Source organism: Marinobacter sp. UBA3604 (assembly GCF_002375325.1).
Lineage (GTDB): Bacteria > Pseudomonadota > Gammaproteobacteria > Pseudomonadales > Oleiphilaceae > Marinobacter > Marinobacter salarius.
Genome location: NZ_DFMB01000043.1, coordinates 66427 through 83116, shown reverse-complemented (window position 1 = coordinate 83116; position 16690 = coordinate 66427). Strand labels below are relative to the sequence as shown.

General features: G+C 58.8%; 16 protein-coding genes. 11 read left to right on the top strand and 5 right to left on the bottom strand.

Going from position 1 to position 16690, the window contains the following annotated elements; translation table 11 throughout:
* Positions 1–35: 35 nt before the first annotated feature.
* From B2590_RS13625 to panP, 4 genes are all read left to right on the top strand, one after another.
* Positions 36–668: a TetR/AcrR family transcriptional regulator gene (locus B2590_RS13625; protein ID WP_041332505.1), complete on the top strand. Its 633-nt coding sequence runs from the start codon at positions 36–38 to the stop codon at positions 666–668.
* Between the two features lie 2 nt (positions 669–670).
* Entirely contained in the window at positions 671–2374 is a 1704-nt protein-coding gene (locus B2590_RS13620) for an acyl-CoA dehydrogenase family protein (RefSeq protein WP_136634027.1), read from the top strand.
* A 197-nt stretch (positions 2375–2571) separates the two neighbouring features.
* Positions 2572–2913: a DUF503 domain-containing protein gene (locus B2590_RS13615; RefSeq protein ID WP_036211902.1), complete on the top strand. Its 342-nt coding sequence runs from the start codon at positions 2572–2574 to the stop codon at positions 2911–2913.
* Positions 2914–3039: 126 nt separating this feature from the next.
* Entirely contained in the window at positions 3040–4716 is a 1677-nt protein-coding gene (panP, locus tag B2590_RS13610) for a pyridoxal-dependent aspartate 1-decarboxylase PanP (RefSeq protein ID WP_036210812.1), read from the top strand.
* A gap of 6 nt (positions 4717–4722) precedes the next feature.
* Here panP and B2590_RS13605 read toward each other — a convergent pair whose 3' ends face one another.
* On the bottom strand, positions 4723–4989 hold the full coding sequence (locus B2590_RS13605; protein WP_007154996.1) for a hypothetical protein: 267 nt from the start codon (positions 4987–4989) through the stop codon (positions 4723–4725).
* A 105-nt stretch (positions 4990–5094) separates the two neighbouring features.
* Positions 5095–6654: an inorganic phosphate transporter gene (locus B2590_RS13600; RefSeq protein WP_075194201.1), complete on the bottom strand. Its 1560-nt coding sequence runs from the start codon at positions 6652–6654 to the stop codon at positions 5095–5097.
* A gap of 229 nt (positions 6655–6883) precedes the next feature.
* On the opposite strand from B2590_RS13600, the gene B2590_RS13595 reads away from it, so the two are divergent.
* From B2590_RS13595 to B2590_RS13585, 3 genes are all read left to right on the top strand, one after another.
* A complete protein-coding gene (locus B2590_RS13595) occupies positions 6884–7990 on the top strand; it encodes a GGDEF domain-containing protein (protein ID WP_041332501.1) in 1107 nt (368 codons plus the stop codon).
* Between the two features lie 86 nt (positions 7991–8076).
* Positions 8077–8523: a flavodoxin gene (locus B2590_RS13590; protein WP_075194199.1), complete on the top strand. Its 447-nt coding sequence runs from the start codon at positions 8077–8079 to the stop codon at positions 8521–8523.
* Positions 8524–8625: 102 nt separating this feature from the next.
* The gene (locus B2590_RS13585; RefSeq protein WP_278367984.1) at positions 8626–11190 is read left to right on the top strand and encodes an EAL domain-containing protein; all 2565 of its coding nucleotides are present in this window, start codon (positions 8626–8628) and stop codon (positions 11188–11190) included.
* A gap of 14 nt (positions 11191–11204) precedes the next feature.
* Here the strand turns inward: B2590_RS13585 and tesB are convergent, their stop codons facing one another.
* From tesB to B2590_RS13570, 3 genes are all read right to left on the bottom strand, one after another.
* The gene (gene tesB, locus B2590_RS13580) at positions 11205–12062 is read right to left on the bottom strand and encodes an acyl-CoA thioesterase II (protein ID WP_085678694.1); all 858 of its coding nucleotides are present in this window, start codon (positions 12060–12062) and stop codon (positions 11205–11207) included.
* 79 nt (positions 12063–12141) lie between these two features.
* On the bottom strand, positions 12142–13296 hold the full coding sequence (locus B2590_RS13575) for an NAD(P)/FAD-dependent oxidoreductase (RefSeq protein ID WP_085678691.1): 1155 nt from the start codon (positions 13294–13296) through the stop codon (positions 12142–12144).
* 36 nt (positions 13297–13332) lie between these two features.
* Positions 13333–13500 (bottom strand): rubredoxin, encoded by a 168-nt coding sequence (locus B2590_RS13570; protein WP_007154989.1) that lies wholly within the window; start codon positions 13498–13500, stop codon positions 13333–13335.
* A 264-nt stretch (positions 13501–13764) separates the two neighbouring features.
* Between B2590_RS13570 and B2590_RS13565 the strand changes: the two genes are divergently transcribed.
* The 4 genes from B2590_RS13565 to phoB all read left to right on the top strand — a co-directional run bounded on the left by B2590_RS13565 (position 13765) and on the right by phoB (position 16644).
* Positions 13765–14322 carry a hypoxanthine-guanine phosphoribosyltransferase gene (locus tag B2590_RS13565; protein ID WP_036210787.1) on the top strand — a complete coding sequence of 186 codons (558 nt, stop codon included), beginning with the start codon at positions 13765–13767 and terminating at the stop codon, positions 14320–14322.
* A 16-nt stretch (positions 14323–14338) separates the two neighbouring features.
* A complete protein-coding gene (locus B2590_RS13560; protein WP_036210785.1) occupies positions 14339–14878 on the top strand; it encodes a chorismate--pyruvate lyase family protein in 540 nt (179 codons plus the stop codon).
* An 84-nt stretch (positions 14879–14962) separates the two neighbouring features.
* Positions 14963–15850, top strand: coding sequence for a 4-hydroxybenzoate octaprenyltransferase (gene ubiA, locus B2590_RS13555; protein WP_085678688.1), 888 nt, complete (start codon positions 14963–14965; stop codon positions 15848–15850).
* A gap of 101 nt (positions 15851–15951) precedes the next feature.
* On the top strand, positions 15952–16644 hold the full coding sequence (gene phoB, locus B2590_RS13550; protein WP_007154985.1) for a phosphate regulon transcriptional regulator PhoB: 693 nt from the start codon (positions 15952–15954) through the stop codon (positions 16642–16644).
* Positions 16645–16690: the final 46 nt, after the last annotated feature.

Genomic DNA, 16690 nt, shown 5'->3' with positions numbered 1-16690 from the left:
AATGAATAATGATTCACTACTTATAAGGAACCCGCATGGCATATCGGGAAACGGAAAAGATGCGCAATCGCAAGGCAGAGGCCCGCAAGCGCATTATCGAATGCACATACGGATGCGTTGCCGACGGCGGCTTCCGCAGCGCCCAGATAACGCGCATCGCAGCGTGCGCCGGCGTTGCTACGGGAACCATCTACCGACACTTTGAGTCCAAAGAAGACCTGTTTGCAGAGATCTTCAGGATTGCGACACAACGGGAAGTCGACAAAGTCGCTGAGGCACTGGCCGCCGAAGATAACGCCGTTTCCCGTCTGGAAGTGGCCCTTCGCCAGTTTGCGGAGAGAGCCCTGAGAGGTCCGGTGATGGCCTGGTCGCTGATCGCAGAGCCGGTAGACCCGAAAGTTGAGGAAGAGCGCCTCAAGTTCCGCCGCGCCTACGCTCAACTTTTCGAGCAGGCCATCCGGGACGGCATCAAGGAGGGCTGCCTCCCGGATCAGGATGCCAGGCAAAGCAGTACCTGCCTTGTAGGTGCCATTGCCGAAAGCCTTGTGGGGCCTCTGTCCCCGGCACAGGCTGATACCACGGAGCAGGCAGAGACCAACGACCACGATCCGCTGGTCAACTCCATTATTTGCTTTTGCATGCAGGGGTTGACTGGCACCAGGAGATAAACATGAAGGCCCGCCAGCCCCTGCAGCAGGAAACCGCAACCCCCTCCAGTGACGACCGCTACCTGGCGGTTACCCACGAGGTCTTCAATCAGCCACCTGCTCTGGAGGATTACAACCTCTTCGAACAGGACAAGGCCCTGCAGGAGGCGGTCGCCCGGGAGGGCGCCGCAGCAGCGACCAGCGACCTTAAGCAGTTTGGTGCTTTCGCCGGCGCGGCGGACACCATCGCGCTCGGCTTCCATGCCAACGAGAACAAACCGGCGTTCAATACCCATGATCGCTTTGGCCATCGCACGGATCAGGTGGACTTCCACCCCGCCTACCACCAGCTGATGTCCACAGCGATGGAAAACGGCCTCCACAGCAGCCCGTGGACCAATCCCGGCGCAGGCGCCCATGTCGCGAGAACGGCCAAGTACTACATGCACTCCCAAATTGAGGCCGCCCACTGCTGCCCCATTACCATGACCTTTGCCGCCGTTCCATCAATCCGCAAACAACCGGAACTGGCCGCGGTCTGGGAAAACAAAATCCTCGCCAATAGCTACGACCCCCGAAACCTGCCGGACAGCGAAAAACAATCCGTCACCATCGGCATGGCAATGACGGAAAAACAGGGTGGCAGCGACGTCCGGGCCAACACGACTCGTGCTTACGCCATCGGTGCAGAAGGCCCGGGGCAGGCCTATGAACTGGTCGGCCACAAATGGTTTGTATCTGCCCCCATGTGCGACGCCTTCCTGGTGCTTGCCCAGACCAGAAGCGGCCTGTCCTGCTTCCTGATGCCACGCTGGCGGCCGGACGGCAGCAAGAACCCCTGGCAGATCCAGCGCCTGAAGAACAAGATGGGCAACGTCGCCAACGCCTCCAGCGAAGCCGAACTGCGCGGCGCCCTGGCGTGGATGGTGGGCGAGGAAGGCAGAGGTGTACCGACGATCATTGAAATGGTCGCCATGACCCGCTTCGACTGCATGATCGGCAGCTCCGCCGGCATGCGCCAGGCACTGGCCCAGTCGTCCCACCATTGCCGCCACCGCAGCGCCTTCGGTGGGCGACTCAGCGAACAGCCGCTGATGCAGAACGTCCTCGCCGATCTTGCACTGGAAAGCGAAGCCGCCCTGGCCTACACCATGCGAATCGCAAAATCCCTGGACAGCCAACATCTGGAGCACGAGCGCCTGCTGGCACGACTGGCCACTCCGGTTGGCAAGTACTGGATCTGCAAACGCACCCCCAACCACGCCTACGAAGCCATGGAATGCATCGGCGGCAGCGGCGTGATGGAAGACTGCATCATGCCCCGACTGCTGCGGGAATCCCCGGTCAACGCCATCTGGGAAGGCAGCGGCAACGTCCAGTGCCTGGACACCCTGCGCGCACTGCAGAAAGAACCAGACACCCTCGACGCCTTCTTCAGCGAAGCCGCCGAAGCCCGCGGCGCCGACGCCCGCTTCGACCGCTTCCTGGCCCAGTTGCAGAACGACTTCGCCGACATCAGCGACTTCGAATACCGCGCCCGCAACCTGGTGGATCGCCTGGCCCTGTTGATGCAGTCGTCACTGCTGCTGAGAAACTCCGACCCTGCGGTCGCCGACGCCTTCTGCGCCTCCCGCCTGGAACACAACGGCGGCCTGAACTACGGCAACCTGCCCTCCGGCACCGACCCGGCGGCTATTATCAAACGGGCGACGCCTGTAGTAGGCTAATTTGGACGTTCATCAGTTTGTCGTGATGGTAGACTTAAGGGACTCCACCTGAATAGTTGGCGAACCGGTGGGGAAGGACTCTCCAAAACTGTGCGAAGCCATGGATGGCGGAGCTCAAGCGCCCCAAGGATGGGCCGAAGGAGCGTGTTTTGGAGAGTCCTTTCTCACCGGTTCCAGCACCAAAGCCGGAAGCAACCATGTCCGAAGCCCTGAAAAAGCTCCTGAACCAAAACAACCCCCAGCAACCAGTGATCACGCCCCACGTGGGCATCCTGACCCTGCACTTCCAGCTCTACGGCTGCGAAGACCTCAAAGCCAAACGCAAAGTCTTCACCGCCCTGAAAGCCGTCTGGGGCAAAGAACCCGACCTGGCCGTCGCCGAAACCGCCGACCAGGACGCCCTCGACTGCGCCACCTGGACCATCGCCGCCCTCGGAGGCTCATCGCAACAGATCGCCCAGCGCCTCGACCAGATCGAAAAAGCCATACAGGAACGCATCGACGCTGCCATACTGGACGTACACCGAGAGATACTTTGACCCTCCCGCCATGCAGGGCCCATGCTGTAGCGTATGGTTTCACGACACCGTATACTACGCCCCCTCAGGGAGAACGGAACGCCCGGGACAGGCTTTGCGAATGACCACTGATAGTGTGTGGCACCTATGACCGGAAAGAAAAAATCCGCCCAGGCCTCGGTAGAGGCCATGTATCGTGTATTCACCGTGCCCGAGGCACCTGAATCCACCTTGAGCAGGATTGACCAGAACATATCCCGCAACCTTGCCGGATTCCTCCAGGAACACATCGTTGCGGTCGAGCGGGATCTTTCCGAAGTCGAGAAAGACTTCTCGGACTACGCCATTCCGGAAAAGCCCATCTTCGTCTCCGAACAGGCCCAGTTCCTGCTCGACAAGCTGGTGGCCAACTCGGTACACACGGCGTCTCCCAGCTTTATCGGCCACATGACCTCGGCACTGCCCTATTTCATGCTGCCGCTGTCCAAGATCATGATTGCCCTCAACCAGAACCTGGTTAAAACCGAAACCTCCAAGGCCTTCACGCCCATGGAACGCCAGGTACTGGGCATGATCCACCGGCTGGTGTATGAGCAGGACGGTGCCTTCTACCGCAAGTGGATGCACGATCCCCGCTACGCCCTCGGTGCCATGTGCTCCGGCGGCACCGTGGCCAACCTGACCGCACTCTGGGTGGCACGCAACAACGCGTTCCCCGCCGAAGGCAGCTTCCGCGGTATCCATCAGGAAGGCCTGTTCCGGGCACTACGCTATTACGGCTGCGAGGGTGCCGCCATTCTGGTCTCCCGCCGCGGCCACTACTCACTGCGCAAAGCCGCCGATGTACTGGGTCTGGGCCGGGACTTCCTGGTGCCTGTCGACACCGATGACGACAACCGCATCAACACCGATGCACTGCGGGAGAAATGCCTGGAGTTGCACCGCCAGAAAATCCGGGTCATGGCCATCTGCGGCATTGCCGGCACCACCGAGACCGGCAACGTCGACCCGCTGGACGCCATGGCAGACATCGCCCGGGAGTTCAACGCCCATTTTCATGTGGACGCGGCCTGGGGTGGGCCGACACTGTTTTCCCGCACCCACAGGCACCTGCTCAGGGGCATCGAAAAGGCCGACTCGGTGACCTTCGACGCCCACAAGCAACTCTATGTTCCCATGGGGGCTGGGCTGGTGGTGTTCCGCGACCCGGGCCTGGCAAGCGCTGTCGAGCATCACGCCCAGTACATTATCCGTAAAGGCTCGCGGGATCTGGGTAGTACCACCCTGGAAGGTTCGCGGCCGGGCATGTCAATGCTGATCCAGTCGGGGTTGAGAATCCTGGCGCGGGAAGGCTATGAGATCCTCATCGACCAGGGCATCGACAAGGCACAAACCTTTGCGGAAATGATCAACGCAGAAACGGATTTCGAGCTCATCACCAAACCAGAGCTCAATATCCTGACTTATCGCTATTGCCCGGAGAAAGTGCAGCAGGCACTGGCAATCGCGGACTCGCTACAGGCCGAACGACTCAACACCTGCCTGAACCGCATCACCAAGTTCATTCAGAAAACCCAACGTGAACGGGGTAAAGCCTTCGTTTCCCGTACCCGGCTCGAACCGTCGCGTTATTATCACTTCCCCTGCATCGTGTTCCGGGTGGTATTGGCCAACCCGTTGACCACGAAAGAAATCCTCGCGGACATACTGAAGGAACAGCGGGATTTGTCATCGGACGAGGGCATCCAGGACGAAATCACCATCCTGGACCAGATGGCCGATGCCGTGTTGAAGCAGCATCAGCCCGGCGTTCGGCAGGCCTGACAAAGATCAGTAAAGCGCCTCTTCGTCATCCAGGACTTCGTCCAGGATATCGAGAAACATGTGATCCGCCCGACTCCAGCTCTCCGGAATACGGATCGTTGTGTTGGCGCTGATCTCACGGGCAATCAACTCATTGGCATTGGGCTGATTGCGATATTTGCGGGCAATTTCCACCGATTTCACCGCAATGGTCGGATCACTGAGGACCTTCTTGATAAACACCCTGAGCTCGTCAATGACCTTCGCCTGACGGCTTTCTTCTGCTGAACTCATGAATCAATCCCCGGACAGAGTGGCAACTTATTGGGAGGCAAACGCCTCCCGTATTGAAGAATAGTATGGGCCAAACAGGCACCTGACAACCAGCGCGACAATCCCTTACAGCATCAGCCCGCGCAGGGTGAAGAACAGAACGGCCGCCATGCAGGCCGACGCGGGCACCGTAATGATCCAGGCAGCAACGATACGAGTCAGGTGCGAACGCTTGACCATCTCCTCGCGGTAGATCTTTTTAAGGCGTTTGCGCTCCTTCTTGGAGAGCGGTACCTGTTTCTTTTTCTTGGCCTGTTGGAGCAGGTTTTCCATCTGCTCAACCGAGGCGTTACGGAAATCTTCCAGGAACGGGCGCAGACGCTCACGCTCCTCTTCCTCATGGCTGTCCATGATGTTGTGGAGCTGGGTGGCGTAGTTTGACTTCAGATACTCCCTCAGGAAACCAACACCAAACACACCACCGATGGCAATGTGGGTGGAACTGACCGGGAGCCCCAACTGGGAGGCGATGATGACGGTAAGCGCCGCCGACAGGGCGATACAGAACGCCCGGGTTTTATCCAGTTCAGTGATCTCAGTCCCCACGGTCTTGATCAGGCGTGGGCCGAACAGCATCAGACCAACGGCCAGACCAAGGGCACCAACCAGCATTACCCACAAAGGAATGGACGCTGCGGTGACCACTGCACCAGCCGACAGTGCATCGTTAATGGCCGCCAGCGGGCCGATGGCATTGGCCACATCGTTCGCCCCATGGGCGAAACTGAGTAATGCCGCGGCAAATATAAGCGGCCAGGTAAACAGGGTATTCACTCCGGCAGAGCTGTTTTCCATGGTTGCGGCACGGCGGCCGACCAGAACCCGCATCAGGAAGAAAATGACTGCGGCGAGCCCCAGACCAACCAGAGAGGCCCCCAGGAAGTCTACTTCAACGACCTTCTTGACCCCCTTCACCATCAAATAGGTGCCAAAGGCCCAGGCCATGATCGCCACCAGCCAGGGCACGAAGATTCTTGCCGCCGGCACCACGTTCTTGCGATACAGCACGGTCTTCTTGATGGCATACAGGAACAGCGCCGCCAGCACGCCACCCATTACGGGGGAAATCACCCAACTGGCGACAATTTTGGCCATGACGGCCCAGTCGGCAATGCCCCAGCCGCCGGCGGCAATTCCGGCCCCAAGAACGCCCCCGACAATGGAGTGGGTAGTGGACACCGGAGCACCCATCCAGGTGGCCAGGTTCAGCCACAGGGCGCCGGCAAGAAGTGCGGCTGTCATCAGCCACACGAAGGCGCTGACATCATCGAGCCTTTCAGCGGCAATAATGCCCCCTTTAATGGTCGAAACCACGTCACCACCGGCGATGATGGCACCGCCGGCCTCAAACACGGCGGCGATCAGAACCGCGCCACCCAGCGACAGCGCCCCGGACCCCACCGCCGGGCCGACGTTGTTGGCGACGTCATTCGCGCCGATATTGATGGCCATGTAGCCACCGATGACCGCAGCTGCCATCAGCAGCATGTTGTTGGGCATGCCGTCGCTGATCTGTCCCACGGCTATAAATATGCAGAGCAGGAACAGGAAGCTGAAGCCAACGCGATAACGCTCGGTCGATGGGCTGGTCAGGAGAGTATCGAGGAATCCGTTTTTGCCGGCCATAATACGTCAGGTCTCGCAACAGGGAGGATACGGGAAGCTACAGTTTCACAGTACTTACGGCGGCAACTATAAATTTTTTGCCATGAAATTGAAACATAACGGTCATAATGGTGATTGCTTGACCAAAGTCGCTGTACAGATTTCCCGCTTCGACTAATCTGATTCACTATCCCGGCTCACGCAGTCTGGACAAAGCACCAACAACAAATCGACAACAACAAAAAGTGTCATGACCAGACTCCCCGATACCAGCCAACAAGTAGCCGACGAAGGCGAGGAGGAACGCGTCTCCCGCCTGCTGACCGGTCTGTCAGCCATGGCCATCCTCTTCCTGCTGGGCATTGGCGCCAAGGCGTGGTTTGCAACCCACACTCACCACGCCTTCTCGCTCTGGTTCTTTGCGGGACTGGTGGCAATGAACATGCTGTCCTTTGCCCGTTCCCGCAACCGCCGCCATCAGAAGGCTGGCATGATCTCCATTGTCGGCCTGCTGTTCGGATACCTGATCATCACCGGTGGCGAGAGCAACACCGGCCCACTCTGGTTCTACGTGTTCCCGCCGCTGCTGTTTTACCTGACCGATCTGAAAACCGGCACAGCGGTATTGTTATTCTGCTGCCTGCTGGCGGTTGTGGTTTTCCAGTTCCCTGAACTACCGTTGGTGACCGCCGAATACAGCACAGACTTCAAGATCCGTTTTTTCGCCACGCTGACGTTCGAATCCATCTTCTGTTTCGTGCTGGAAGCCAGTCGCCTGAAGGCACGCAATGAGTTGATGGATATGGCCCGCACCCACCAACATGCGGCCCGTACTGACGAACTGACGGGCCTGTCCAACCGCAGGGACATGCAGCATCGGCTGAACGAGGAGTATTCAAGGTACCGGCGTTCCGGCCACCATTTCTCCATCGTTCTCATCGACCTGGATCTCTTCAAGCGTATCAACGACGACTACGGACACGACGCCGGTGACCACGTACTGCGGGCCTTCTCGGAATTGATGCAAACCGTTATCCGCCAAACGGATGTGGCCGCACGCTGGGGGGGAGAGGAGTTCCTGATCCTGTTGCCGGACACGTCACTGCTACAGGCTCTCACTCTCGCAGAACGACTACGTTCCGAGGTGGCCAGTGCCGAGTTCTCCTTTGCCGGCCAACGCATGCCCGTCACCATCAGCGCCGGCATCTGCTCCATCGCCAAAACCGGCTCAGTGGATGAATTACTGAAACAGGCTGACGTCCACCTATACAGCGCCAAGGAAGACGGGCGCAATCGCGTTGCTCCCAGAGTACGAACATCCCCCAGGGAAACCAGCCCTTCCGGAGCCGGATCTTGAGCGTTACCGCATCACCGGCTATGATCGGGCCCCAACGCAGACAGCCGTCAAGGGACGGTTGTCGTTACGAATCAACAGGACCATTCATGGCTTCAATCCGGATTCTGGTCGGCAGCGTTTATGGTGGCGCCCTGCTGACGGCACGTACCTTGAAGAAAACCCTGGAACCGGAAGGGCATCGGATCACGATCCTTGAGGAACCCGACCTGGAGGACATCACCGGGAACGACGAACCGCTTTTGGTGTGTACATCAACCACCGGCCAGGGAGAGCTACCCCCCAACCTGCTACCGTTTTATTTGCGGCTGCGCGAGCAACTGCCCCAACAACCGGCGCGTCCGTTTGGCGTAATTGTGCTTGGCGACAGCTCCTACGGTGACACCTTTTGTGGTGCCGGTGAGCTGATGGAAGAGGCTTTATACGAAACTTCAGCCCGGAAAGTGGGTGATACCTTGAGGATTGATGCCCTGGAAACCACCGAGCCGGAGATGGAAGCCGTTCCCTGGGTACGGGAGTGGCTTGAACAGCTGTAACACCTGACACAAGTGACGTTCGAAAACCGGCATTATCAGCCTTGAGCCCCCCGGCAGATAACGCCATACTGAGCCAGACAATCACAACAAGATCGGTACTACGTGCGCCATATTGCTCAGTTTTTCGCCCTGGCGGGCGCATTGATCATGATGGCTTTCGGAACCCAGGCAAACGCGGCTTCGCCCGGCTTTGCAGAACCGGATATGGACTATATTCGGGTGGCACCTTCGGAACAGATGGATCTCAGGGAAGCCCTTGCTTCCGACCGATGGCAGTCACTGGAAGGCGAAAGCCCCAACTTCGGCTACATTCGCGACACCGTGTGGCTCCGCGTTCCTGTATCCGCCATACCCAGTGACCGTAAGCTACTGGAGATACGCTACCCCCAGCTCGACGATATCACCTTCTACCTGATAGAGAATGGCGTCGTCAGGCAACGCGTCTCAACGGGCGACCACCTCCCCTTTGCGCAGCGCCAGATTCAACACCGCAACTTTCTGTTTTCCTTCGAAACCGATCCGCTAAGCGATTACCAGGTGTTTTTGCGTGTTCGGACTCAGGGCGCCATGCAGATCCCCATCAGACTGTGGGACCCTCGAACCTACTTCGAAGCCACGTCCATCGAAGACCAGATGCACGCGATCTATTACGGCATCCTGATCATGGTGATCTTTTTCAACCTGTTTATCTTCCTGGCACTGAGAGAGCGCATGTACCTGCTGTACGTGCTCTCCACCCTCAGCTATCTGATGTTTATTGGCAGCCTGAATGGCAGCACCTACCAATTGCTCTGGCCAGAGTCGCCCTGGCTGCACAACCAGACCATGGTTCTCACCGTGCCGGTGGCATTGATATTCACCCTGTTGTTCTCACGTGCCTTCCTCAACCTGCGCGTCACCAGCCCGCGCATGGACAAGCTGGTGTGGTATATGGTGTTGGTGAACGTCGTGGTGGCGGTGGCAACGTTCGTTACCGACTACAGCGTTGCCAGCCGGCTCACGGTTGCCCTGGCAATCCCCAGCTGCCTGCTGTTGACCGTTATGGGGCCGATACAATGGATTCGGGGCAACCCCCAGGCCGGCTACTACACCATAGCCTGGGGCCTGCTCACCCTGGGCAGCGCCATCACCGCAGCCAATAAATACGGCTTCGTGCCCAACAGCTTCGTGACGGCCTACGGCATCGAAATCGGCTCCGCGCTCGAAGCCGTCCTGTTGACCATCGCCCTAGCCGCCCGGCTCTACCAGGAACGAGAAGACAAGGTTCGCGCCCGCGAAGCAGAGATCACCGCCATGGCGGCACGGCGCTCGGCAGAGCTGCGACTGATCGAACAGGCCCTCCACAACCCGCTAACGGGATTGCCCAATCGCGCCTGCCTGGAAATGACCATCAACGAACTGATCAACCGAGAGCCGGAAAAGCGCCTCTCCATTGCGGTGATCCACCTAAGCAACCTTCCAGCTATTACCAAAACCCTGGGGCATCGCAACACCGACCGGCTGCTCGAGCTTGCCGCCCGGCGTTTCAACAGCATCGTCAGCGAACTGCCCGGCATCTGTGCGGTCGAGACCAATGATCGGAAGAGTTTCTACCTGGCCTCACTGGAGTCGGCCACCTTCGGGTTTATCGTGGAAGCAGATGTTATTTCGGAAACACCCCGTGCCATTGTTCGTGCCCTTGAGGAAATCCGTGCACCGCTGGACTATCTGGGCATGCAATTGCCGCTGGCCCCCCACACTGGCTCGGCGATCTACCCGGATCACGCCACCGACACCAATACCCTGATCCGGCGCGCCTTTATTGCGCAGGGCTCGGACGACGCCCGAGACCGTGGGCTGGCCTATTATCAGCCGTCGCGGGACTCCTACAGCGCGGACCGCCTTACCCTGGTGTCCGAGCTGCAACGTGCCCTTCAACACGGTGAACTTGCCCTATACCTGCAGCCAAAGCTGTCACTGAAAACCAGGGAGGTGGTCGGCCTTGAAGCGCTGATTCGCTGGCCCGGCCGGAAAAAGCCAATACCCGCCGACGAGCTGATTGCCCTGGCCGAGCAGTCCGGGCTGATCAAGCCATTGACACGCTGGGTACTGGAAGAGTCACTGGCGCTGAGAGGGCAATTGCTGGAGAACGGCTACCCGCTCAATATCTCGGTGAACATCTCCCCCAACAACCTGCGGGAACCGGACTTCCCGTTATACGTCCAGCGCCTGATGAGCAGCCATCACACGCATCGCGGAGCGATCATCCTGGAAGTTACTGAGACCTCAATGATGCAGGACCCGGTCAACTCACTGCGCGCCCTCAATTCCCTGCACACCACAGGTATCCCGCTGTCCATTGACGACTTCGGTTCCGGCTACTCTTCGCTGTCGTATATCAAGCGATTGCCCGCCAGCGAGATCAAGATCGACCGCTCACTGGTCACCGACCTGGCATCCCAGGCTGGAGACCGTGTCATCGTCCAGACCACGATCGAAATGTGCCACAGCCTGGGTTATGCCGTTGTGGCCGAGGGCGTGGAGAGCGCAGAGGCAATGGAACTGCTGGACAAGATGGGCTGTGACATGATCCAGGGCTACATCCTGACGCCGCCACTGCCGTTCGACGACATCATCGTTTGGCTGGCCGACTACAAACATCATGGGAGAAGCCACAAGCTTGGCTAACTATCTCCGCAAACCTATCCCCGTTGACGGATGAGGGCTTCCTGGGTGGTCGATGCTACCAGCCGGCCCTGGCGATCAAAAAAGTTGCCGCGATTGAAGCCGCGTCCGCCAGAGGCGCTGGGGCTGTCCTTGTCGTAGAGCAACCACTCGTCCATACGGAACTCACGATGAAACCAGATGGAATGATCCAGACTCGCAACCTGCATCTCCTTGTTCATAAATGACACGCCATGGGGGTTCAGCGACGTCCCCAGGAAAGAAAAGTCTGACGCGTAGGTCAGCAGGCAACGGTGCAACACCGGATCGTCTGGCAGGTGCCCCTGGGTACGGAACCAACTTTGCTTGTAGGGCGGCCGCGGTTCCGGCTTCAATGGATTGACCGGGTCTACGGGACGGATTTCGATGGGACGATCCCGGGTCAGGGTGTCGCGGAGATGTTCGGGAACATGGGGGGCCAGCAGTTCGCCGTACTCCTGCTCGGATTTAAGGCCTTCCGGATCCGGTGCCGAGGGCATGTCGAGCTGATGTTCGAAGCCTTCTTCGGCCACCTGGAATGACATGGAGCCGGTCAGGATCTCCTTGCCACCCTGACGTGCAATCACCCGTCGGACGGAGAAACTGCCACCGTCCCGAACCCGCTGGACCTCGTAGTCGATGGGCATGCTGTGATTGCCGGGGCGCAGGAAGTAGGCGTGCAGCGAGTGTGGCAGGCGACCTTCCACCGTACGGCTGGCGGCCATCAGCGCCTGCCCCAGAACCTGGCCGCCAAACACGTTGGGAAAGCCGAGATCTTCACTGTCCCCCTGGAAATGGTCGTCACCGATGGGGGAGAGATCCAGCAGATCCACCAGTTTTCTGGTTACTTCAAGCATGCCAGCTCCTGTCAATATCGTTAGCTCACGAATGAGTTTCTACCGCAAGCTGGGGATTTTCGCAATCCTGATACCACCCTCAGTTATGAATCGGCGGCACCTCCTTCGACAGGGCCTGCTTCTCCATCGCATAACCACCGGTTACCGCAAAGCCCAGAACCTCGCCAGACTCACTCTTGAACAGGGCACGGACATCCTGGCCGTCCGCATCCACTTCCCAGTTGCCCGACGCATTCGCCGGTGGCGGACACACCGCTGTTGGACAACAGGGGGTCTTGACCATGACCGGCATGGTGCCGTACTTCACTTCAGTGCGCTCACTCACCAGTGTTTTTGCCAACGCACGGGCGCACGCCATCAGCGGCAGCACATACAGCAACACATGACCGTCGACTTCAGCGCAGTCACCCAGTGCATAAACATCTGGCATTGAAGTCTCCAGGGCGCGGTTGACCACGATGCCACGCTGGGTCTCCAGGCCCGCTGCTGCAGCCAGCTCCGTGCGTGGTCGCAGCCCGACCGCGGAAATAACCAGGTCGGAGTCCAGTTCCTCGCCATTGGCCAGGGTCAGGCGGACACCTTCCCCGCTATTGGCAATGTGCTCCACAACCGTTTCCAGATGAAAACGGACGCCCAACCCTTCCAGTCCATCGCGCACCGCTGCCGCAGCAGCCGGTGGTAGAAGTCCCGGCATCAGGGCATCAGAAGGAGCAATCACATCCACGTCGACATCGCCGTTGCGAAGGTCGTTGGCAAACTCACAACCGATCAGGCCCGCGCCCATGATGGCCACCCGCTTCTTGCCCTTCAAAGCCTTGCGAAAGGCACGGTAGTCCATCAGGTCGTTGATGGAAAAGACACGCTCATGGCCGTCACCGGCAATAGACAGGCGAATCACATCGGCACCCCAGGCCAACACCAGTTTGCTGTATCCTAGCCGTTCGTCCCCCAGCACAAGTTCGTGGGCATCCGGATCAATGCCGGTCACGGTGGTGTAAGTACGCAGCTGAAGGTTCAGTTGCTCCACCATTGCCTCCGCCGACGCCTGCGCCAGTTCATCAGCCTCTTTGCCCTTGGTAAAGCCAGTGGAAAGCATGGGCTTGGAGTAACTATAGCCATCGTCCGCCGTTACCATGACGATTGGTGTGTCCTTGTCCTGCTTACGGATTTCCTTAGCCAGCGAATAGCCTGACAATCCGGTACCCACAATCACGATAGGGGCGTCTGCGTTCATTACTGCTCTCCAAACCTGTTCAGCGGTACCGGCGTATCAGCCGATTTCAATCATCTCGAAGTCTTCCTTACCCACGCCGCAGTCCGGGCATTCCCAATCTTCCGGTACGTCTTCCCAGGCGGTTCCGGGCTCAATACCGTCTTCCGGCCAGCCTTCCGCCTCATCGTAAATAAATCCACAGACAACGCACTGCCACTTCTTCATGTCATTCCTCCGAAACTCGTTGGGGCGCGATAATAATTGTCAGACAATTGTGCGCGCAAGTCTTTCATGCACCGAGTTGGCACCATTCACACTGGGAAACCATCATACCCACCGCTGCGGCATTGACCAATGCCGTCGCCGACGGCTATTCAACGGGTTTTCTGCCAATCCCCAGAATTTCCATCAGGCGAACCGGGAAACGCCCCTCCCTTCAGCGTGCCACCTCCGGTATAATCGGCCGTTTTACGATAGGACCCCAGTGCTATGACCGACACCGTCGCCGAACTGAATCAGGTAATGGCCGAAGCCGACTGCCTGGTGAGCGAACAGCAGGTACAGGCTGCCATCCAGTCTCTTGCAGAAGAGATCACCGGGCGCCTCAAGGACACCAACCCGCTGTTGTTCTGTGTGATGAATGGCGGCCTTATCCTCACCGGCCACCTACTGCCAAGGCTGACGTTTCCCGTGCAGGCGGAATACCTTCACGCCACTCGCTACCGCCAGGAAACCACCGGTGGCATCCTGGAGTGGAAACTGCAGCCGGAAGCCAATATGAATGGCCGCACGGTACTGATCGTTGACGACATCCTTGACGAGGGTACGACACTCTGCGCCATTGCAGATTACTGCCTCGCCCATGGCGCCAGCGAGGTTCTGACGGCCGTATTGGTCGACAAACAACACGATCGCAAGGCAAAGCCAAACCTGAAGGCAGACTTTACCGGCCTGGAAGTTGAGGACCGTTTCCTGTTTGGCTACGGCATGGATTACAAAGGTTACTGGCGCAACGCCCCGGGAATTTATGCCGTCAAGGGACTTTGACCGGTACGCACCCAGCATGTTTGAGGGTGAAAACGCCATCTCCACCCCCGCTACGGACTGGTACCGCTCTTTTTCAGCAGCCGCGCTGAAGAACCCGGCCATCCACGGGCCGCTCAGCCACTGGCTGACGCTGGAGGGCTCACTGACCCGGGCGCTTCAACTCCGATGTCGCGAGCACTTTCACGTGGATATCCTCCAGGAAGGTTTTGCCCGCCCCACTGTGGAGGAGGCCCATACCCTGGGTATTCCGGTGCGCCAGAATGCGTGGATCCGCGAGGTCTGCCTGAACGGCGACAACACCCCCTGGGTGCTCGCCCGTACGATCATTCCATTGGCAACCCTATCTGGGCGTGGACGCCGCCTGCGCAACCTGGGACGCCGCCCTCTCGGCGCCTATCTGTTCAGCAACCCACAGTGGCAACGGGGGCCGTTCGAGACCGGTCTTTGCCATCGGGCTAACCGCCATCAACCCATGGCGGCCCGCCGCTCCCGTTTTTTCAGCGGTCATCATAGCCTCTTGGTCGGCGAGTATTTCCTGCCCACGCTCTGCCCCTGACGCAGCGGCTCTTTTAACCGAACCTCACCGCTGGCTATAATCCCCGCTCAGCCTCAGCAACATCATCCCGGACGGACCAGACCTATGCTGCCCAATGCTGTGCCAGATCACATCCAGGCCCGCCTTGCAGACTACGCCCGACTGCTGCGAGTCGATCGCCCCATCGGCAGCCTGCTCCTGCTATGGCCAACCTACTGGGCACTTTGGCTGGCTGCAGACGGCTTCCCCAGCGTTGGCAACTTTATCGTCTTTACCCTCGGCGTATTCATGATGCGAGCTGCCGGTTGCGCCATCAACGATTTTGCCGACCGCAAGGTGGATCGACACGTCAAACGCACCAAAGACCGCCCACTGACCTCCGGTCGCATCGAAGCCTGGGAAGCTGTCGCCCTGTTCGCAGGCCTCTGCGTGACAGCCTTCCTGATGGTGGTGCTGTTCACCAACACGCTGACTCTCTATCTGTCGTTCGGGGGTGCAGTACTGGCGTTCATCTACCCGTTCATGAAGCGTTACACCCATCTGCCGCAACTGTTTCTTGGGGCTGCCTTTTCCTGGGCCATTCCCATGGCCTGGGCCGCCGAGGCCGGTGAGGTCACAAAACTGGCCTGGCTGCTGTTTACCGCCAACGTGCTCTGGACCGTTGCCTACGACACCCTGTACGCCATGGTGGATCGTGATGACGACATCCGGATTGGCATCAAATCCACGGCCATTCTGTTCGGAGACGCCGACCGGGCGGTTATCGCAATCCTGCAGGCCCTGGTGGTGCTGATTCTCATCCTCGTGGGACAGCAGGCCGAGCTCGGCGTTTTCTATTACCTCGGGCTCGTCGCCATGGCGTGCCTGTTTGTCTTCCAGCAGCACCTGGCCCGCTTCCGCGAACGCGACGGATGCTTCAAGGCCTTTCTCAACAATAACTGGGCGGGCTTTGCAGTTTTCACCGGTCTGTTGATTGACCGGATCATCAGTTAGTCGAACAAATCCAGTCACAGCCTGCTACTGTCATATACTTGTAACACTACCCGGTTGTAATGAGGCAGCAACAATACTCGGTATGACACAGGTTAATGCTCATGACTGGAAAAACTGTCCTGATCGTCGATGACGAGGCACCCATCCGCGAAATGATCGCTGTGGCCCTCGAAATGGCCGACTACGACTACCTTGAGGCAGCGGATGCCCGCGAAGCGCATGCCCTGATCGTTGACAAACAGCCCGACTTGATACTCCTGGACTGGATGCTGCCAGGCACCAGCGGCGTGGAACTGGCCAGGCGCCTGAAAAAAGAAGAGGCAACGGCGGAAATCCCCATCATCATGCTGACGGCCAAGGTCGAGGAAGACAATAAGATCCAGGGCCTGGAAGTGGGTGCGGATGACTACATCACCAAGCCCTTCTCGCCGAGGGAGCTGGTGGCCAGGCTGAAAGCCGTATTGCGCCGCACCACGCCGCCCGGCGTGGAAACTCCGATCGAAGTGGATGGCCTGACCCTGGACCCGGTCGGCCACCGGGTCACCACGGAAACCGGCGCCCTGAACATCGGCCCCACGGAATATCGGTTACTGCAGTTCTTCATGACACACCAGGAACGGGTTTATACTCGCTCCCAACTGCTTGATCAGGTGTGGGGTGGGAACGTCTATGTTGAAGAGCGAACCGTCGACGTTCACATACGCCGTTTGCGCAAAGCCCTTGGCGACCAATATGATCACCTGATCCAGACAGTGCGTGGCACCGGCTACCGGTTCTCAACCAGAGCAGCATAACCACAACCGGCGCCCTTTACCCCGAAAAGGGCCCGGAACTGATTCA